This window comes from Kitasatospora sp. NPDC059571, from assembly GCF_042735675.1.
In the GTDB taxonomy this organism is placed as follows: domain Bacteria; phylum Actinomycetota; class Actinomycetes; order Streptomycetales; family Streptomycetaceae; genus Kitasatospora.
Window position 1 is genome coordinate 1 of record NZ_JBHWBW010000041.1, and the last position, 17,858, is coordinate 17,858.

Consider the following 17,858-nt stretch of genomic DNA (forward strand, 5'->3'; position numbering starts at 1 on the left):
CCACGACAGTGTGGCCGGCCCGTCCGCGTTTTGGGGCGTCAGGTGAGGTGGACGACGGTGCCGGTGGCGGCGGATCCGCGGGCGGCTTCGAGGACGGCGAGGGTGGCGACGGCGTCCCGCGGTTCGACCGGCGGCGGGGCGCCGGTGGCGAGGGCGGCGGCGATGCCCGCGTAGAAGGCGGGGTAGTCGCCGGGGTCCGTGGGGGTGCGGTGGGCGGACTCGTCGGTGCCGAGGGTGCCGTACGCGCTCGGGTCGTCGGTGCCCCAGGGGCGGCCGTCGCCGGGGTGGCGGCCGGCCCTGAGGTCGTCCTCCTGCGGGTCCATGCCGAACTTCACGTAGCCGGCGGTGTCGCCGAGGACCCGCAGGCGCGGGCCGCCGAGCGGGGCGATCGCGCTGGTCCACAGGTGGGTGCGGACACCGGAGGCGTGGGTCAGGGCCAGGAACGCGTCGTCGTCGACGACCGCGCCGTCGCGGCGGGTGTCGATCTCCGCGTACACCGAGTCGGCGGGCCCGAAGAGCGTGAGTGCCTGGTCGACCAAGTGGCTGCCGAGGTCGTACAGGGTGCCGCCGACCTCCGCAGGGTCGGCGAGTTCCCGCCAGCCGGGCTTGGGCTTGGGGCGGAACCGCTCGAAGCGGGATTCGAAACGGTGGACCCGGCCGAGCGCGCCCTCGGCGACGAGGCGGCGGGCGGTGAGGAAGTCGCCGTCCCAACGGCGGTTCTGGAAGACCGACAGCAGGACGCCGGCGCGCTCGGCGTGCTCGCACAGGTCGGCCGCCGCGGCGGCGCTGCCCGCGAGCGGCTTGTCGACGACCACGGCGAGTCCGGCGGCGATCGCGGCCTCGGCGAGCGGGACGTGGGTGCGGTTCGGCGAGGCGACCACCACCAGGTCCAGGTCGTCGGCGCGTTCGAGGAGCTGTTCCGGGGTGTCGAGGGGCTCCGCGCCGGGGTGCGTGCGGCGCAGCCGGTCGCGGCGGTCGGGGTTGGCGGTGACCACCGCGGCCAGCTGCAGTCCGGGGGTGGTGGCGATCAGCGGGGCGTGGAAGGCGGAGCCGGCCAGGCCGTAGCCGATCAGGCCGACGCGGAACGGGGTGCGGGGCACGCTGCTCATGCCTCCTACTCAACCACGCCCGCGTCGGCGGTCCCGGTCAGCGCGCGTGCGCGCGGATACGGCGTCGCCGGATGACGGCCATGGCGGTCCCGGAGAGCAGGAAGGTGCCGCCGACCGCCGCGAGCAGGCCGGTGGAACGGTCGGCGCCGGTCTGGGCGAGCTGCTGGGCGGCCGGCGCGGTGGCCGGGGTGGCGGCCGTGCCGGCCGGGGTTCCGGTGGCGGCGGCCGCCACGGCGGCGGTCCGGCCGCTCTGCTGACCGGTGCCGGCGGAGCCCGCGGTGCCGGCTCCGCCGCTGCGGGCCCCGGTGGTGGTGCCGCTCCCGGCGGGTGCCGTGGTGGGCGCGGAGTCGTGCACGTGCTGGACGCCGCTGCCGGCGGCGGGGAGGGCGGCGGTGCCCGCGGCGTTCCCGGAGCCGTCGAACACCACGTCGGAGCAGGAGTAGAAGGCCTCCGGGCTGTCCGAGCGCTGCCAGATGGCGTAGATCAGCTGGCGGCCGGTCAGGCCGGCCGGGACCCGCCCCGGCAGCACGTACTGGCCGTCGACCAGCTGGGGGTCGGTGACGGTCAGGAACGGGGTGGACTCCAGGTTCGACCAGCTCAGCGGCGCGGTCGGGCTGTACGTGCGGTTGGTGACGTACAGCCGGAAGGTGCCGCGGTGCGGCGCGGTGGCGCGGTAGCGGAAGGTGAAGGGCGCCCCGGCCGTCAGGTTGGTGGCGGGCCAGTCGGCGCGCGGCAGGTCGAGGCCGACGAACTCCGCGTTGTTGGCGCTGCACAGGCGCCCGTCCGGGATCAGCTGCTGGTGGCGGCCGTTGGCGTCGCCGATCCGGACGCCGTTCCAGTCGTACATGGCCTGGGTGCCGCCGAGGGCGATGGCGGCGGTGCAGGCGGCCGACTTGGGATGCTCGGGGCCCTCCAGGTAGCAGCCCTCGACGCGGCTGAGCGGGTTCTGCATCGAGCCGTGCGCGGCGGCGGTCCCGGTGCCGAGCGTGCCGGTGAGCGCAAGGCCGGCCAGGACGCCGGCGAGGGCGGTGGCCCTGCGGGTGACGGTCGGGCGAGCGGGCATGGTGGTGCTCCTCGATGGGGGGTGGGGGACGCTGTATCTGCACGCTAGCCATGCAGGGAACGGGAGTTGGGGCATTGCCCGGCGCGTTAGGGGCCGCTTAAGGAGACCTTGAGGCGGCATCCCGGGGACGGCCGGGGGAGCGCCGCCGGGGCTCGTTCGCGGGGGAGCGCCGCGTCCGGGTTGCCAGGGCGCCGTGCGGGGACCGCTCCGGGGGCCGGATCGGGCGTCGTCCGCAGGGCGGGACGTGCTGCCCCGGCGGGGGCGCGCGGGACTAGGCTGGGCGCCGTTGGGGCAGCGGCAGGACCCCCACGCCGAGGTACGGCCCGCACCGGGCCCCGGGCGGTGGGGTGGCAGTTCTCAGGACGACCCTTGAACGACCTCGAACGAACTCGGGAGAAACGCACGTGGCAGACCGCAAGCCCATCGAGTCCTGGCTGACCGACATGGACGGTGTCCTCATCCACGAGGGCACGCCGATCCCCGGCGCGGAGGAGTTCCTCCGGCGTCTGCGCGAGTCCGGCAAGCCGTTCCTGGTGCTGACCAACAACTCCATCTACACGCCCCGGGACCTCAGCGCCCGGCTGGCCGGCATGGGACTGGAGGTGCCGGAGGAGTGCATCTGGACGTCCGCCCTGGCCACCGCGAAGTTCCTCAAGGGCCAGCGCCCCGGCGGCACCGCCTACGTGATCGGCGAGGCCGGCCTCACCACGGCGCTGTACCAGGCCGGCTACGTGCTGACCGACAAGGACCCGGACTACGTCGTGCTCGGCGAGACCCGCACGTACAGCTTCGAGGCGCTCACCAAGGCGATCCGGCTGATCAACGCGGGCGCCCGCTTCATCTGCACCAACCCGGACGAGACCGGCCCGTCCACCGAGGGCGTGCTGCCGGCCACCGGCTCGGTCGCGGCACTGATCACCAAGGCGACCGGCGTCGAGCCGTACTTCGTGGGCAAGCCGAACCCGCTGATGATGCGCGAGGCGCTCAACACGGCGGGTGCCCACTCGGAGACCGCCGCGATGATCGGCGACCGGATGGACACCGACGTGGTCTCCGGAATGGAGGCCGGCATGGAGACCATCCTGGTGCTCACCGGCCTCACCGCGCCGGCCGACGTGGAGCGCTTCCCGTACCGGCCGACCCGGGTGGTCAGGTCCGTCGCGGACCTGATCGACGAGATCTGACCGTCAGGAACGCCCGCAGTGCCCCTGCCAGCGGTTTTCCGCCGGGAGGGGCACTGCGCGTGCTTGCTGGGCGGTCTACGGGCCGTCAGCGGCCCGAGTCCTCATCGGCGAGTGGCGCACCTCATCTGGAGCCACACTCCGCCATGCCCGACCCGGGCTCGGACCTGTTTGTGGGAGCGGTTGTGCTCACGCTGCCAGCCGCAGAGTTCGCCGCCGGCGGGACGGCGGTGCGGGATCAGGAGGTGTGGTCGCGTGTGGGGACCAGGGTGCCATCGACGATCAGGGCGGTGCCCTTGCGGAACCGCTGCCGCCGCCTGAGTGCCAGAACCGGTCCGATGTGCTCGATGATCCGGCTGGCGCCGGACTTGGAGACACCGAACAGAGGGGCGAGCTGCCGTAGCGTCAGGTTGGTGCGCCAGTAGGCGGCAAGGGGCAGGACACGGTCCTTCCAACGGCAACGACCACGGGCGTCCCGGACGAGGCCGGTCGACGCCCTCTCGGCGCAACATCGTGATCAGCTTGCCGAAGTCCTTCGGTCGCAACCCGGTGAACGGGGTTGTCCAGGAGCGTTCCGATGCCGTGATCACCTGAGCCACTACAAGATCATGACACCGATGTGCTTGGGCTCCCGGGCCGGTCGAGGGCGGTGATGCGGAGGTCGCCGGCCCAGCTCTCGGAACGGACAGCCTCCGAGGCGAAGTCCAACTCAAGCGCGGTGCGTCCCGTGCGCGGTTCCCACTCCTCGCGGGTGGCGAGCACGGTGTCACCGAGGTGACGCGCGAAGGGGGTTTCGTGGGAGTCGCGCTGGACGTCGATTCGACCCCAGTCGCCCATGTCGCAGCCCTCGTGGGGCTTGTCCTGGTCAACCATCAGGCACCAGTCCGTTCCGCTCATCACGCGGGTAGAGACACCGTGATCATCGACCAGCCACAGCTCAACCGGCGTGACGTCCCTCCGGCCCTCGTACACATGCCAGGACGCCACCAGGCGAACCAGTCGGCGGTCGACCAGCGACCGCGGACCTACTCCGAGTCCGTGAGCTGGGCATACAGGGTTCGACTCTCCCCGGTCCCGGGGACACCGGTCTTGTAGGACTTGCCATAGCAGGCAGGTACCGCGATTCGCGAGGATAGCCGGCATGACCACCGACACGGACCTCGAGCCGCAGCGTTCGACGCACTCGTTGCCCCTGGTGTTCGCAGCGGGAGCGGGGATCGGCGTGCTCGGCGGGATGATCGGCCTGGGCGGCGCGGAGTTCCGCCTGCCCCTGCTGATCGGCCTGTTCGGGTTCGCCGCGCTCTCAGCGGTCATCCTGAACAAGGCGATGAGCCTGGTCGTGGTGCTCACCGCGCTACCCGCCCGGCTGGCGGCGGTGCCGGCCTTGCAGCTGGCCGACCACTGGCCGGTAGCGGTCAACCTCCTCGCCGGGAGCCTGCTGGGAGCCTGGGCCGGAGCGAGCTGGGCGGTACGGATGCGCAGCGCCACCCTCTACAAGGTGCTGGCCGCGCTGATGGTGCTCATGGCCGCCGCCCTGCTGCTCACGCACACCACCACCCCGGGGGCGCTCGACCTCCCGACGTGGGCCCGGATTCCGTCCGGAGTGGCGGCCGGGTTCGGCATCGGGGTGGTCGCGGCGATCATGGGCGTCGCCGGCGGCGAGCTGCTGATCCCGACGATCGTGTTGCTGTTCGCGCTCGACATCAAGACCGCAGGGAGCCTGTCCCTCCTGGTGTCGCTGCCCACCATGCTGGTCGCCTTCGCCCGCTACAGCCGCGACGGCAGTTTCGCCGTCCTCGGAGCCAACCTCCGCTTCACCGCCGTCATGGCCGCAGGTTCCACCGCCGGTGCGGTGGTGGGCGGGCTGCTTCTCCGTGTGTTCCCCGACGTGGTCCTCATTCCCGCGCTGGCCGTGATCCTTCTCGTCTCGGCCTTCAAGCTTGCTCGGTACGACCAAGCCCGAATGGCCGGCACGGTGCTGTGAGAAGCATGTGCATCCACGTGGGAACCGAGAACAGGCTGAGGGCTCCGACACGGAGGCGAAGCCGTCCCAAGGCCGTAGTCTTGGGCCCTCTGCGGGCCCTCTGCGGGCCCTCTGCGGGCCGTCCGAGGCGGACCGAAGCGGACCGAAGCTGACAGCCGGCGGCCAAAGACAACTGTTCCGCTGCCGGTCATCAGCATGGCGCGTGACAACTGCGCAGCCCGGTTCGGCCGGAAGCCGGACGGATGAGATCCGGGGGGCCGTTGCCGGGGCGGCGGCGGTGCGGGGAGAGGTGGTCCGGGCCGGGGAGCGGCCGCGGGCACGACAATGGGGGAGGGGACCGGTGCGGCCCGAAACGGCGGCTCACGGGGAGGGGACGGTGGCGGGAGCGCCGTCCGAGGAGAAGCGCGTCACCTGGGCGGAGCTCTACTTCGACCTGGTGTTCGTGTTCGCGGTGACCCAGGTGTCACAACTGCTGCACCATCACCACGACTGGACCGGGGTCGGCCAGGCACTGGTCGCGTTCGCGCCGGTGTACTGGTGCTGGGTCGGAACCACCGTGCAGGCCAACATTCGCGACGTGGACAGCCCGCGCGACCGCATCGGCATCTTCGCGGTCGGCCTGTCCGGCCTCTTCATGGCGCTCGCCCTGCCCGGTGCCTACGGTGATCGCGGTGCACTCTTCGGCGCCGGCTACTGGGCCGCCCGGATCGTCCTGTTCTGGCTGCTGTGGCGGGTCCCCGGCGTCTGGCGCGGCCCGTACGGCGTGGGCGCCGCCGTCAGCGGACCGCTGATGCTCGCCGGCGGCCTGGTCGACGGACCGGCCCGCGAACTGCTCTGGGCCCTCGGTGCGACCTGCGACCTCGCGGCGCCGTTCGTGTTCCGCCGCCGCCTGGCCAAGGTCGTCTACCACCCCGCCCACCTCCCCGAGCGCTTCGGACTCTTCCTGCTGGTCGCCCTCGGCGAATCGATCGTCGGCATCGGCGCACCGCTGGCGGCGGGCCGGCTGCACCCCGCCCAGCTGGTGTCGGTGGCCACCGCGTTCGCCATCTCCTGTGCCCTGTGGTGGCTGTACTTCGGCTTCGCCTCGGAGGCCATGAGGTTCGCGGTGGAGACCGCCTCCTCCCGGCGCGACATGATCCGCTGGGTCTTCTCCTACGGGCACCTGCTGCTGATCGCCGGGGTGATCGCGGTGGCCGTCGGCTTCGGCGAGACGGTCGCCGAACCGGGGCGGGCGCTCGGCGTGGGCACCCTCGGGCTGCTCTACGGCGGCTGCGCCCTCTACCTGCTCTCCTTCAGCTACACCCGCCGGATGATGTTCGGGGTGATCTCGCCGACCAGACTGGCCGCAGCGGCCGTGGTACTGGCCCTGCTCCCGCTGATGGTTCGGCTCCCCGCCCTCGCGGCGCTGTCGGCCCTCGCCGCCGTCCTGATCGGACTCAACGGGCTGGAGCACGCCCGGGTACGACGGGCCGCCCGGACGCCCGCGGCCGGCCCCGACCGGTCCGAGGCCTGCCTCGCTCCGGACCTCGGCTGAGCTGCGGGGGCCAGCGAGGCGGTCCTTCGTGTCCGGACCTGCGATCGGTGGGCCGGCGCCCGGCTTTCGGTGCGCCGGTGCCCGGCGATCGCAGGACCGGTGCTCGGTGCGGGTTGTCGGTCGGGGTGTGTAGCGTTCAGGTTCGTAGGAAGTCGTACGTCGGAGGCGGCCGCTGCGCGGTGCGGCGCGGCCGGTGGGAGGTTAGTCGTGACGGATCTGGCTGAGGCGGGCGTGGGCGCCGGTTTCGAACTGCCCGAGAGCTGGCGTGAGGTGCTGGCGGACGAGGCGGGCAAGCCCTACTTCGCCGAGCTGGCCGCCTTCGTGGCCGCCCAGCGGGCCGAGCACCAGGTCTTCCCGCCGGCCGGGCAGGAGTTCTCGGCCCTCGCCGCGACCCCGTACGACAAGGTCCGCGTGCTCGTCCTCGGGCAGGACCCGTACCACGACGACGGCCAGGCGCACGGCATGAGCTTCTCGGTGCTGCCCGGCACCAAGACGCCGCCGTCGCTGCGCAACATCTTCAAGGAGCTGGACGCCGACCTCGGCATCCCCGCCCCGGACAACGGCTACCTGATGCACTGGGCCGAGCAGGGCGTCCTGCTGCTCAACGCGGTGCTCACCGTCCGCGCCCACGAGGCCAACTCGCACAAGGGCAAGGGCTGGGAGAAGTTCACCGACGCCGTCATCAAGGCCGTCAGCGACCGTGAAGAGCCCGTGGTCTTCGTCCTCTGGGGCAACTACGCCAAGAAGAAGCTGCCGCTGATCGACACCTCGCGCCACGTGGTCGTGCAGGGCGCGCACCCGTCGCCGCTCTCCGCCAAGCTGTTCTTCGGCAGCCGGCCGTTCTCGCAGATCGACGCGGCCCTGGAGCAGTTCGGCGCCGAGGCGATCGACTGGCGGATTCCGGACCTGAAGGCCTGACAGCCACGACGGCTCGGCGGGGGACGGACGAGGGCGTCCGGTGCGGTGGCAGCCAGGGGAGGGCTGCCATAGCACCGGACGCCGTTCTGTTTCAGGGGCCGAGCGGGGCCTGCTCGACGGACCGCAGGGCCCGTACGGCGTCGACCGCCCGCCGGCCCGCCGATGCCGACCGTCGCGGGCCCGCCCCGTTCGGCCGCGTCCCCGTCCGTCCGGGCGTCAGCCGGCAGCGCCGAGGAAGGTCTCCCAACCGCCGGTCGGGCCCTTGCCCACTCCGAGGGTCCGGAGCTTGCGGAGCGTGGACTGGTCCTGGACCTCCAGCCACTCCACCAGCTGCCGGAAGGACACCAGGCGCACGTCGGGCTTGCCCGCGATCGTCTTCAGGGTCTCCTCCACGGCGTCCATGTAGATGCCGCCGTTCCACTGCTCGAAGTGGTTGCCGATGAAGAACGGCGCGCGGTTGGTGGTGTACGCCCGCTCGAACCCGGCGATGTACGAGTCGCGTGCCTGGTTGCGCCACTCCGCGTACTTGGCGGGGTCGCCCTTGGTGGTGCCGTGCGACTGGTTGGCGAGGATGTTGTAGTCCATGGAGAGGACCTGGAAGCTGTGTCCGGGGAAGGGGATTCCCTGCAGGGGGAAGTCCCATATCTTGCCGTCCTGGACCTTCTGCGGCCATATCTGGAGCCCGCCCGGCGAGCTGGCGTCGTACTTCCAGCCGAGCTTCGCAGCGGTCGGCAGCAGGGTCTTCTGCCCCTCCAGGCAGGGCGTGCGGCCGCCGATGAGTTCCTTCTTGTAGTCGAAGGGCAGCGGGTCGACATCGGTGAAGCCGGTGTTCGTCCGCCACTGTGTGACGAAGCCCACGGCCTGCTGGATCTCGTTCTCCCAGTCCTCCGGCGACCACTTGTTGACGCCGTTGCCGTCGGCGCGGCTCGAACAGAAGTGTCCGTTGAAGTGGGTGCCGATCTCGTGGCCGGCCAGCCACGCCTGGCTGATCAGCTTGATCGTGTTGCGCACCGCCGTCGACGACAGGAACGGGATGTCGGACGCGCCCACGGAGTGCCGCGGGGGGTGGTAGAGGCTCGACTTCTCCTTGGGCAGGGTGTAGATGCCCGACAGGAAGAACGTCATCGAGGCCTTGTACTGCTCGGCGAGCTTGAGGAAGCGGGCGAACTGGCCGTCGTCCGTCGCGCCGGCACCGTCCCAGGAGAACACCACGAACTGCGGCGGCTGCTCGCCGGGCTTCAGCTTCTCCGGCTTGGGCTGGTTGGGCTGGGCGCCCGTGTCGGACGTCGATCCGTCGCCCAGCGGCGTCCCCTGGACCGGCTTGCCCGACCCGGCTCCGGCGCTGCCGTTTCCGCTTCCCGGGCCGCCCGAGTCCCGGGAAACGGAACCGGTGCTGCCACAGGCGGCGACTGCCCCCAGTGCCGCGGTGGCCGCACCGGCACTCAGCACAGCCCTGCGCGAGATGCTGCTCATGGTCTCCCCTACCGCATGGTGTCCGCGCGCTCGTGGGACGCACCGGCTCCCGAGGGGGCCGGTGCGACGCCGACAAAATCGGACAATTGATCTGTTTCGCTGCCCAAGGATGTCACGTCCGCCCTGTGGTCCCGCAACGCCGTTCTCATCCGATATTCATCACGCACGCGGGCCGGGGGCGGCTCCCGGGCAGCCCTCTCTGTTGCCGTCCTGAGACAGATCCCGTGGCCGCGCACGGCCGGCGAGGACGGGAGGCCGGGGATGGGGGGCGTCAGGCAAGCGCGAGGGCGCGGCGCCGACGCCGGACCAGGCGGGCCACCCCGGCGCTGATCAGGCTGGCTGCGGCGCAGGAGACGCCCATGCTCAGCCAGGCCGTGTTGAACCAGTGGCTGTTGAGCCAGCCGAGGCTGACGATGTATGCGGCCCAGACGACGGCCGCCAGCGCGGACCAGCGCAGGAAGACGCGGGACGCTGCGGGCGAGTGGCCGACGGCAAGATCGATGATGGTCCGTCCGGCGGGAACGAACCGGGCGATGATCACGATGAGGGCGGCGGCCCGACTGGTCCGCTGGGCGAGGCTCTGCTGGACGCGCTCCACGCTGGCGGCGAGCTCCGGACGGCGGTCCAGCCGCCGGCGTACGGACGGTGCGCCCCGACGGGCCAGCTGCAGCAGGAGGAGGTCACCGAGGAACGAGGCGACGGCGACACCCAGGCCCAGCAGGACCGGAGCCCCGTCCATGTCGGAGGTCCTGAGCACCGCGAGGATCACCAGGGTGCCGCTGGGCAGGAACGGCAGGAACGCGTCGCCGAGTACGGCGAAGAGCGCCAACGCGCAGATCCATGACGGTCCCAGTACCGCTGCGGCGTCCATCGTGGACCTCCCTCCAGACCGCCCAGGAGGAGAGCAGTGCTGCGAGGCGTAACGCTAGCGAGTCGACCTTTCATGCCGTGAAGCACCCCCCTGTGCTCAGCCTCACAGGAGGGCGCTCACCAGGGCATGCGGGGCAGGGACAGCCCTGCGATCGGATCGGCACAACCCCGGCCGCACCGCAGGAGAGAGGGGGGAATGGGGCGAGGGCCCGGGGGGGGGGGGGGGCAAACGGTCGGGAGGGGCCGTGCGGGTCGGCGGAGCCGGCCCCGGTGCCGGGGGACGGGTCAGGAGACGTCCCGGTCGGCGGCGGCCGCCGCCCGGTCGGTGCCGCCGTCGGGCAGCTCGGTGCCGGTCACGGCCTTGGCGTCGCCCGTCCGGTGCTGCGGGCCGTCGGCGTGGGCGCTGGGGGCGGTCAGCGAGGCGACGACGCCGACCGCGAGCGAGGCAAAGGCGAGCATGCTGCGCTTCTTCATGCCCTGCCCAACGAGCCGTCCGGTCCGCGGTTACGCGGCCGGCGCGGCGGCGCGGCCGGTGTAGCGTGCGGCCGATCGACCCGGGGCGGGCCCGGGTCCGCGAGGAGGCAGGGCGCCATGCCGTTCATCAACGTCAAGCAGCTGGCCGGCCGCACGCCGGAGCAGCGGGCGGAGATCGCCCGGGAGCTGACCGCCGCGTACACCCGGGTCACCGGCGTGGACCCGGCGGCGGTCTGGGTCCTGATCGAGGAACTGCCGGCGGAGAACTGGGCGGCCGGCGGCGAGACCTACGCGGCCAAGCGGGCGGCCGCCGCTGCCGGCGGGGCGGACGGCTCGGGCGGGACGGGCGAGGCCGGGCCGGCGGGCGGCTGACCGGGCCGCGGCCCGCCGGGGCGTCAGATCCCGTCGACCTTGAACGGGTCGTGCTCGGCCAGCAGCTTCTCCAGCCGGGCCTGGTCCACCCGCGAGGTGAGCTCGCCCGCGTCCTGGCGGTCGCGGACCACCTTGGCCAGGGTGAACGCCGAGGTCACCACGTACAGCAGGGCGACCGCGAGGAACGCGCGCATCCAGGCGCTCACCGGGAGGCAGGCGATGCCGACCGCCAGGGCGGCCAGCGCGAGGGCGAAGGACAGGACGGCCTGGACGTAGTACGCGGCCGTGGTGCGGGGCTGCATCGGTGCGCTCATGCCTGCAGCATCCCGGAGCGCCGGCGGCGGCACATGAGTACGGATACCCAAGTGCGCCGTCACCTCCCGTGACGGTCCCGGACCGGCCGCTTGGCAAACCGTCACAAATCGCCCAAGTCCCCCGAGCCCGGTGCAAGTCCGTAACCGAGAGCACTTGGAATCCGGGGGGACCTCGCATTAACGTTTGATAACGCAGCGCGGTCGGCAACGCCGTACCCGAACGGCACCGTGCGCGTGTCGCTCAATCCCGCGGACCACCCCTGCGGTGGACCCGGGAGCCGGGGAACCACGTTCCTTGGGGTGAATCGGCCGGGCCCTGGCCCTGCCGTAGGAGACCTTCCTGCTCCGAACCCGTCAGCTAACCCGGTCGGCGAGAGGGAAGGAAAGGAGTCCGCCCCCGTGGCGTCGACGACCTCGGCGGATCCCACCGCCGCACCCACCCAGCTCCTCGACCACCCCTGGGAGCAGGCCGATCCGGCCCGCCACCGGCTGCCCCGCCAGACCCGGGGCGGCAGCCCGCTGCTCGGTGTCACCGCGACCATGGCCGCCACCTTCGGCGCCGCCGGCCTGACCGCCGCCGCCGCGGGCCCGGCCGCCGCCGCGGAGCCCGCCGTGTCCGCGCCCGACGGCGCCCAGGGCGCCGCCGACCCCGGCCTCGCCCTCGCCGCCCGGATCCAGCAGCAGGCCGACACCCGGACGGCCGCCGAGGAGACCGCCCGGCTCGCCGCCGCGCAGGAGGCCGAGGCCCGCCGCGCCGCCGCTGCCGTCCAGGCACCCGTCGCCGCCCCGGCCGCCCGCCCCCGGACCGACGCGCCCTCCGCCCCCTTCGCCGCACCGCTGTCCGGCTTCTCGCTCGGCGCCGTGTACGGGCCCGGCGGCTCGCACTGGGCCGCCCTGCACACCGGGCTCGACTTCGAGGCCCCCGCCGGCACCCCGGTCACCGCCGTCGGCGACGGCACCGTCACCTCGGCCGGCTGGGCGGGCTCGTACGGCTACCGCGTCGTGCAGACCCTGCCCGACGGCACCGAGATCTGGTACTGCCACCTCGCCCGGCTCGGCGCCACCTCCGGCCACGCCCCCACCGGCACCGTCCTCGGCGCCGTCGGCGCCACCGGCAGCGTCACCTCGCCCCGGCTCCACCTGGAGATCCGCCCGGGCGGCGGCGCGCCGACCGACCCGCAGCCCTGGCTGCAGGCCCGGGGCATCCGGGTCTAACCCGCTTCCGGCCCGTCCACCTGCTGCCCGGCGGGCGCCCAGCCGTCCGGGAGCGGGCGGCCCTCAGCGAGCGCCCGGTCCTCCGCGTACGCGCGGAGCTCCTCCGTGCCCGGCTCCGGCGCGAGGTCGGGATACTCCGCGACCAGCAGCTCCGGCAGGCCGGGGACCGTCCACTGCCCGCACAGCCACAGCGCGGCATCCTCGGCGACTGCCTCGAACTCCTCGAACCCGCCTGCGAGTTCCTCCGGCATCGGCTCGCCCATTGCGGTCAGCGCGGCCAGGTTCCGGTAGCTGCGACGCATCAGCCCGTGCTCCAGCAGCCGCCGCGCACCGTCGGTGGCCATGCCGATCGACAGCAGGTGCGCCCGGCTCCACAGCAGTTCCGCGTCCGGGCCGGCCACCGCGTCCAGCTCGCCGCCGTCCACCAGCGCCGCGTACGCCGCGACCCGCTCCTCGGGCGAGAGCTCGCGGAACGCGTCCAGCCAGGCCCGCACCGCGTCCCAGTCGCCGGTGTGCACGCCGTGCGCCTCCAGCAGCAGGGTGTACAGCCGCGGCCAGGTCAGCAGCTGGGGCCGGCGCAGCAGCGTGGTCAGCAGCTCGCCCTGCCACTCCGCCTCCGCGTGCAGCCGCTCCTGCCGCTTGGCGTTCAGCCGGCGCGCCCACCGCTGACGGTCGATCAGCAGCCGCACCGCCGCGCCGTACGCCGCGGGATCCCCGACCGGCTGGACGTACAGGTGCAGGCGCTCGTGTAGCAGCTGCTCCAGCACCGCGGACCCCAGCTCGGGGAAGCCGTCGTGCAGCGGGGCCCCGCCCAGCTCCAGCAGGGTCAGCACCGTCCGCAGCACGTCCTCGGGCACCGGCTCCAGGCCCTGCCCGTCCGCCCAGGCGAGCAGGTCCTCGGTGCGGGTGTACGGGATGAGCTGCAGGTCTTCGTCATTCACGTCCCGTACCGTAGCCGCTGCACCGCGGCCCCGCGCGGGAGGAGCCGACGGGCGACCGGTCGGGGGTAGGGTCGGCCGGCATGACACCCGAACAGGTCCCGTCGGTGCGGCCGGTCCGGCTGACCGGCCCGCGCCTGGCGATCCGCGAGTTCCACCTCACCCCGCAGGACGTCGACGGGCTGCACGCCGTCTTCGGCGATGCGGAGACCGCCCGCTTCCTGCCCTTCGAGCCGCGCGACGCCGAGGAGTGCGCCGACCAGATCGAGCTGTACCTGGAGGAGGCGGAGAAGCGGCCGCGCACCGTCTACCGGCTCGCGGTCACCCTGCGCTCCGACGGCCGGCCCGCCGATGCGCCCCCCGTCGGCCAGGCCGTGCTCGGGCTCGACGGCGACCGCGCCGGCACGCTCGGGTACGCGCTCCGCCGCGACCTGTGGGGCAACGGGTACGCCGGGGAGATCGTCGCGATGCTCTGCGGGCTGGGCTTCGGCCGGCTCCGGCTGCACCGCCTCGCGGCCCGGGTCGACCCGGCGAACACCGCCTCGGCCCGGGTGCTCACCCGAGCCGGATTCCACCTCGAGGGCCGGATCCGGCACGACCTCTTCCTGCACGGCACCTGGCACGACTCCGACCAGTTCTCGCTGCTGGAGGACGAGTGGGTGGAGGAGGCCGCAGGGCAGGGGTAGGGCCAGCCCCACCCCGGACTCGGCAGCAGGCTCCATTCCGCCGGTCCCCCCGGCACCGGCACTGTGGAACCGTCAGCAAAGGACGAGACCGAGGGGCCGAGATGAGCACCGGCACACTGCACCGCACCGCCCACGACGCGTGGCCCGCCGGGCCCGGCACCGGGGCCCGCCGCCCCGGCTTCCTGCGGGCGCCGTTCTCCGCAGCCACCTACCGCGAGATCGGCTACGTCCTGACCGGCCTCCCGCTCGGCATCGCCGGGTTCTGCCTGGCCGTCACCGGCGTCGTCCTGGGCGCCGGGCTGGTGGTCACCGCCGTGGGGCTGCCGGTGCTGGCGCTGCTGCTCACCGCGGCGCGCGGCTTCGGCGCACTCGAGCGCCACCGCGCCCGCACCCTGCTGGGTGCGGAGGTCGCGGCGCCCGCCCCCGTCCGCCCGGCGCGCCGGGGCGTCTGGGGCGCCGTCACCGCCCGGCTCGCCGACGGGGCAGGCTGGCGGGCCGTCCTCTACCAGGTGCTGATGTTCCCCTGGGCCGTGCTCGGCTTCGCGGTGACCCTGACGTTCCTGATCACCGGCTGGGTCCTCGCGCTCTACCCGCTCTACCACTGGGTCTTCGCCCGGTACACGGACTGGCCCGGCTACCGCGTCTACGACTTCACCACCGACGCCGGGCGGCACTACGCCTACTACATCACCTCGCCCGCGCAGATCGCCGGCGTCTCCGCGGTCGGCCTGCTGCTGGTGCTGGTCACGCCGTGGCTGGTGCGGGGGCTCACCGGGGTCAGCCGGGTCGCCGTGCGCGGGCTGCTCGGGGCCCGCTGACCGGGGGCGGGCGCCGGGGGCCGTCCGCCCCGGCCCGGATGGCGGCGGCCGTGGGGCCGTGGTCCGATGAGGCGGTACCGCCGCCTGCCGAGAGGGGCCGCCGTGCCCGGCGCAGCACCGCCCGCCACCCTGGTGACCTCGCGCCCGCTGGACGAGTACTGCGCGGTCTTCGGACTCACCCGGGCCGTCCTCGGACGGCTCCCGGGGCCGGTGCTGGACTGCCCCGGCGGGGCGGCGGGCCTGGCCGCCGAGGCCGACCGGATCGGCTGCCGGGTGATCGCCGCGGATCCGCTGTACGCGGTGCCGGCGCCCCAACTGGTCTCCCTCGCCCGGGTCGGACGGGAGACCATGGCCGCCGCGATGCGCGACCGCCCCCGGCTGTACGCCGCCCCGCGCCACGTCCGGCCCGACAAGTACCTGCGCAGCTGGGACCGGGCCCGCCTGCTCTTCTCTGCCGACCGGGCCGCCAACCCCGGCCGGTACGTGGCCGCCGAACTGCCCCGGCTGCCGTTCGCCGACGGCGCCTTCGCCCTCACCCTCAGCTCGTACCTGCTGTTCGCCTACCCCGACCTGTTCGGCCCGCAGGAGCAGCTGGCCGGCCTGCTGGAGCTCGTCCGGGTCACCGATCCGGCGGGCGAGGTCCGGGTGCACCCCCTGCACGACGGCTCCGGGCGGCGCTGCCCCCACCTGGGCGCACTCCGGTCCGGGCTCGGCCGGGAGGGGGTGGCCAGCGAGATCCTGCCGGTCACCGCGGGGGGTGTGGCCCGCCGCGTCCTGGTGCTGCGGGCGGCCGGTGCAGCTAGGGCTGTCCGCCGGGCCCGGGTGCGCTGACCCCGCCGCCGGCCGGCGCCGTGCCGGCCGCACCTGCCGCAGGTCCGTCCGGGCCGCCGGCCTGGGCCGGGACGGGGGCCGGCAGCCGGCCGAGGACCTCCTCGGCGACCGAGCGGCGCCGTGAGTACGGCGGCACGGTGCGGGTGTTGCGCAGCTTGTAGGCGACCGCGGCCCGCAGGGCGGCCCGCTGGTCGGCGCCGAGCCCGGGCAGTCCGGCCAGCTCGCGCGCGGCGAGCAGGGCCTGCAGCAGCTCGAACGGGGACAGGTGCCGATCGATGGCCGAGACGACCAGGTCGACGAGGGCCGGGTCCGGCCGTCCCTGGACGAGGGCCAGCGCCTGGACCCGCAGGCCCTCCACCCCGGTGTCGAAGAGCTCCCGCACCTGCGCGGGGCTGAAGTCGAGCGACCCGGCGGCGATGACCGTCTGGTTCACCGAGTCCGCCAGGGTCTGCCGGTCGGCCGCGGACAGTGCGCGGGCCAGCAGCAGCCGGGTGACCAGCCAGCCGGACAGGAAGCCGGCGACGGTGAAGTAGACCGCGACCGCGGCGGCGATCCCGGCGGCCCCCGGGCCGTCGCCGAGTGCCGGGGCGAGCTCCGCGCCGAGCTCCCGGAGCCGGTGCGGCAGCGTCCCGATCTGGGTCAGCCCGGCGCCCAGCAGGATCTTGGTCAGCCAGTCGGAGACCTGTTCCAGATTGGTGTTGGGCGCGTAGCTCGCCGTCGAGGTGGCGGACCGGTCGTCCGGATGGGCGGCCGCGCCGCTGGTGAGCAGCCGCGGAATGCCGAACAGGAAGCCCAGCAGTCCGCCGCCGACCGTGAAGGTCGCCGCGACCAGCAGTCCGCCGCCCAGCGCCGCCGCCGGGTGCCCGCCCGCCAGTGCGTACAGGGACAGCCCCGCCACGCCCGCGCCCAGCACCCCGGCCAGCCCGTACTTCACCGCGGGCACCGGCTGCCCGCCGCGCTCCGGCTCCATCGCGCACACCCCCAACGCCCGGCGCCGTCCGCCGTGCCGCGCAGCGACTGTAGCGGACCTGACGCCCCGTCGGGCTGGCCGCGGTGCGGGTTCTCCGTACCCGGCCGACGGGCACCGAGGGCAGGCCTAACGGAAGCCCGCGACGAAGCGGCGCTGCCACGGGGTCTCCACGGCGCCCGGCGCGTAGTGCCGCCGGACGTAGCCGACCGCCTCGGGGCCGGGGACGCCGTCCAGCACGGCGAGGCAGGCGAGCGCGGTGCCGGTACGGCCCCGGCCGCCGCCGCAGGCGACCTCGACCCGCTCGGTGGCGGTGCGTGCCCAGGCCGTGCGCAGGGCCTCGGCCGCGTCGGCGGGGTCGGCGGGCAGCCGGAAGTCCGGCCAGCGGATCCAGCGGGACTCCCACGGGACGTCCGCCGGCGGCCTGCCCAGCAGGTGGAGGGCGAAGTCGGGGGCGGGGCCGTCCGGCAGCGGCCGGCGCAGCGCGCGGCCGCGCACCAGCCGCCCGGAGGGCAGCCGCAGCACGCCCGGTGCGGCGGGATCCCAGGTCGCGTCGGCGGTCACGGCAGGTCCTTCCCTGCTCAGTGCGGTGGTGCGCCCGCAGGGGAGGAGCAGCCGGCTCGGGCCGGATCCCGCTCGCGGGTGCACCGTTCCTGCGTCGCTCTCCGCGGGCGGTGTCCGCGGAGACGGGGGGCCGGAACGCCCCCGGACATGCAGACGGCCCGTGGGCTGCTTCCTCGGCGCCGGGCCCGCAAGGGGCCCCGCGGCCGAGGCACCGGGGATGTACCGGTGAGCCCACGGGCCGGGTGACTGCTGGGGTCTGCGCCTGCCGCCGGGGGGCCGTAGGGCCCCGCTCTGCCACAGGCAGGGGCGGCTCTAGCGAGCAGCCACCTCACGCATCCTGATGGAACTCAATTCAGGATCACCTCCTTTCAGTGTGCCGCCACCTTAGGCACGCTCCCCTGCGAGGGGCAACGGATTTTCCGGAGGAACGACGTATGGCCCCGCCGCCGAGGGAGGCGGGGCGGGGGGGGTAGGATTGGTCGGGGGGCGGGTTTGATCAGTGGGGTGGTGTTAACAAAAGACACCCCCCCCCAACGTCGGTAGTGTG

At 73.9% G+C, this 17,858-nt stretch carries 19 protein-coding genes, 1 pseudogene and 1 riboswitch; of the genes and pseudogenes, 9 read left to right on the forward strand and 11 right to left on the reverse strand.

Going from position 1 to position 17,858, the window contains the following annotated elements:
* Nucleotides 1-38: 38 nt before the first annotated feature.
* Nucleotides 39-1,109 carry a Gfo/Idh/MocA family oxidoreductase gene (locus tag ACFV0G_RS07560; RefSeq protein ID WP_380543182.1) on the reverse strand — a complete coding sequence of 357 codons (1,071 nt, stop codon included), beginning with the start codon at nucleotides 1,107-1,109 and terminating at the stop codon, nucleotides 39-41.
* 37 nt (nucleotides 1,110-1,146) lie between these two features.
* Nucleotides 1,147-2,172 (reverse strand): lytic polysaccharide monooxygenase, encoded by a 1,026-nt coding sequence (locus ACFV0G_RS07565; RefSeq protein WP_380543185.1) that lies wholly within the window; start codon nucleotides 2,170-2,172, stop codon nucleotides 1,147-1,149.
* Between the two features lie 404 nt (nucleotides 2,173-2,576).
* Between ACFV0G_RS07565 and ACFV0G_RS07570 the strand changes: the two genes are divergently transcribed.
* The gene (locus ACFV0G_RS07570; RefSeq protein WP_380543188.1) at nucleotides 2,577-3,356 is read left to right on the forward strand and encodes an HAD-IIA family hydrolase; all 780 of its coding nucleotides are present in this window, start codon (nucleotides 2,577-2,579) and stop codon (nucleotides 3,354-3,356) included.
* A gap of 143 nt (nucleotides 3,357-3,499) precedes the next feature.
* Here ACFV0G_RS07570 and ACFV0G_RS07575 read toward each other — a convergent pair.
* Both ACFV0G_RS07575 and ACFV0G_RS07580 read right to left on the reverse strand, forming a co-directional pair.
* Nucleotides 3,500-3,952 (reverse strand): annotated as a pseudogene (locus ACFV0G_RS07575) (transposase family protein); the annotation flags it as partial.
* A gap of 7 nt (nucleotides 3,953-3,959) precedes the next feature.
* Complete coding sequence (locus tag ACFV0G_RS07580) at nucleotides 3,960-4,226, reverse strand: hypothetical protein (protein ID WP_380543191.1); 267 nt, start codon at nucleotides 4,224-4,226, stop codon at nucleotides 3,960-3,962.
* A gap of 268 nt (nucleotides 4,227-4,494) precedes the next feature.
* On the opposite strand from ACFV0G_RS07580, the gene ACFV0G_RS07585 reads away from it, so the two are divergent.
* From ACFV0G_RS07585 to ACFV0G_RS07595, 3 genes are all read left to right on the forward strand, one after another.
* Nucleotides 4,495-5,337, forward strand: coding sequence for a sulfite exporter TauE/SafE family protein (locus ACFV0G_RS07585; protein ID WP_380543194.1), 843 nt, complete (start codon nucleotides 4,495-4,497; stop codon nucleotides 5,335-5,337).
* Between the two features lie 376 nt (nucleotides 5,338-5,713).
* Nucleotides 5,714-6,871 (forward strand): low temperature requirement protein A, encoded by a 1,158-nt coding sequence (locus ACFV0G_RS07590; RefSeq protein WP_380543197.1) that lies wholly within the window; start codon nucleotides 5,714-5,716, stop codon nucleotides 6,869-6,871.
* A gap of 207 nt (nucleotides 6,872-7,078) precedes the next feature.
* Complete coding sequence (locus ACFV0G_RS07595) at nucleotides 7,079-7,789, forward strand: uracil-DNA glycosylase (RefSeq protein WP_380543200.1); 711 nt, start codon at nucleotides 7,079-7,081, stop codon at nucleotides 7,787-7,789.
* Between the two features lie 216 nt (nucleotides 7,790-8,005).
* On the opposite strand, the gene ACFV0G_RS07600 is transcribed toward ACFV0G_RS07595, so the two are convergent.
* The 3 genes from ACFV0G_RS07600 to ACFV0G_RS07610 form a co-directional block, all read right to left on the reverse strand.
* The gene (locus tag ACFV0G_RS07600; protein WP_380543202.1) at nucleotides 8,006-9,262 is read right to left on the reverse strand and encodes a hypothetical protein; all 1,257 of its coding nucleotides are present in this window, start codon (nucleotides 9,260-9,262) and stop codon (nucleotides 8,006-8,008) included.
* A 271-nt stretch (nucleotides 9,263-9,533) separates the two neighbouring features.
* Nucleotides 9,534-10,133 (reverse strand): DedA family protein, encoded by a 600-nt coding sequence (locus ACFV0G_RS07605; RefSeq protein WP_380543205.1) that lies wholly within the window; start codon nucleotides 10,131-10,133, stop codon nucleotides 9,534-9,536.
* Between the two features lie 284 nt (nucleotides 10,134-10,417).
* The gene (locus tag ACFV0G_RS07610) at nucleotides 10,418-10,606 is read right to left on the reverse strand and encodes a hypothetical protein (protein WP_380543208.1); all 189 of its coding nucleotides are present in this window, start codon (nucleotides 10,604-10,606) and stop codon (nucleotides 10,418-10,420) included.
* A 117-nt stretch (nucleotides 10,607-10,723) separates the two neighbouring features.
* On the opposite strand from ACFV0G_RS07610, the gene ACFV0G_RS07615 reads away from it, so the two are divergent.
* On the forward strand, nucleotides 10,724-10,978 hold the full coding sequence (locus ACFV0G_RS07615) for a 4-oxalocrotonate tautomerase family protein (RefSeq protein ID WP_380543211.1): 255 nt from the start codon (nucleotides 10,724-10,726) through the stop codon (nucleotides 10,976-10,978).
* Nucleotides 10,979-11,001: 23 nt separating this feature from the next.
* Here the strand turns inward: ACFV0G_RS07615 and ACFV0G_RS07620 are convergent, their stop codons facing one another.
* Nucleotides 11,002-11,292 carry a YiaA/YiaB family inner membrane protein gene (locus ACFV0G_RS07620; protein WP_380543214.1) on the reverse strand — a complete coding sequence of 97 codons (291 nt, stop codon included), beginning with the start codon at nucleotides 11,290-11,292 and terminating at the stop codon, nucleotides 11,002-11,004.
* A 228-nt stretch (nucleotides 11,293-11,520) separates the two neighbouring features.
* Nucleotides 11,521-11,680, forward strand: a riboswitch (cyclic di-AMP (ydaO/yuaA leader).
* Nucleotides 11,681-11,691: 11 nt separating this feature from the next.
* Here ACFV0G_RS07620 and ACFV0G_RS07625 point away from each other — a divergent pair.
* Complete coding sequence (locus ACFV0G_RS07625) at nucleotides 11,692-12,507, forward strand: M23 family metallopeptidase (protein ID WP_380543216.1); 816 nt, start codon at nucleotides 11,692-11,694, stop codon at nucleotides 12,505-12,507.
* Here ACFV0G_RS07625 and ACFV0G_RS07630 read toward each other — a convergent pair.
* Entirely contained in the window at nucleotides 12,504-13,448 is a 945-nt protein-coding gene (locus tag ACFV0G_RS07630) for a hypothetical protein (RefSeq protein ID WP_380543219.1), read from the reverse strand. The two genes, ACFV0G_RS07625 and ACFV0G_RS07630, sit on opposite strands and share 4 nt — an antisense overlap.
* A gap of 80 nt (nucleotides 13,449-13,528) precedes the next feature.
* Here ACFV0G_RS07630 and ACFV0G_RS07635 point away from each other — a divergent pair, with 80 nt between their 5' ends.
* From ACFV0G_RS07635 to ACFV0G_RS07645, 3 genes are all read left to right on the forward strand, one after another.
* Complete coding sequence (locus tag ACFV0G_RS07635; protein WP_380543222.1) at nucleotides 13,529-14,131, forward strand: GNAT family N-acetyltransferase; 603 nt, start codon at nucleotides 13,529-13,531, stop codon at nucleotides 14,129-14,131.
* A 101-nt stretch (nucleotides 14,132-14,232) separates the two neighbouring features.
* The gene (locus tag ACFV0G_RS07640) at nucleotides 14,233-14,949 is read left to right on the forward strand and encodes a sensor domain-containing protein (RefSeq protein WP_380543225.1); all 717 of its coding nucleotides are present in this window, start codon (nucleotides 14,233-14,235) and stop codon (nucleotides 14,947-14,949) included.
* A gap of 102 nt (nucleotides 14,950-15,051) precedes the next feature.
* On the forward strand, nucleotides 15,052-15,780 hold the full coding sequence (locus tag ACFV0G_RS07645) for a hypothetical protein (RefSeq protein WP_380543228.1): 729 nt from the start codon (nucleotides 15,052-15,054) through the stop codon (nucleotides 15,778-15,780).
* Here ACFV0G_RS07645 and ACFV0G_RS07650 read toward each other — a convergent pair.
* Together ACFV0G_RS07650 and ACFV0G_RS07655 are read right to left on the reverse strand one after the other, a co-directional pair.
* A complete protein-coding gene (locus tag ACFV0G_RS07650; RefSeq protein ID WP_380543231.1) occupies nucleotides 15,749-16,750 on the reverse strand; it encodes a hypothetical protein in 1,002 nt (333 codons plus the stop codon). The two genes, ACFV0G_RS07645 and ACFV0G_RS07650, sit on opposite strands and share 32 nt — an antisense overlap.
* 126 nt (nucleotides 16,751-16,876) lie before the next feature.
* Entirely contained in the window at nucleotides 16,877-17,311 is a 435-nt protein-coding gene (locus tag ACFV0G_RS07655; protein WP_380543234.1) for a protein-tyrosine phosphatase family protein, read from the reverse strand.
* Nucleotides 17,312-17,858: the final 547 nt, after the last annotated feature.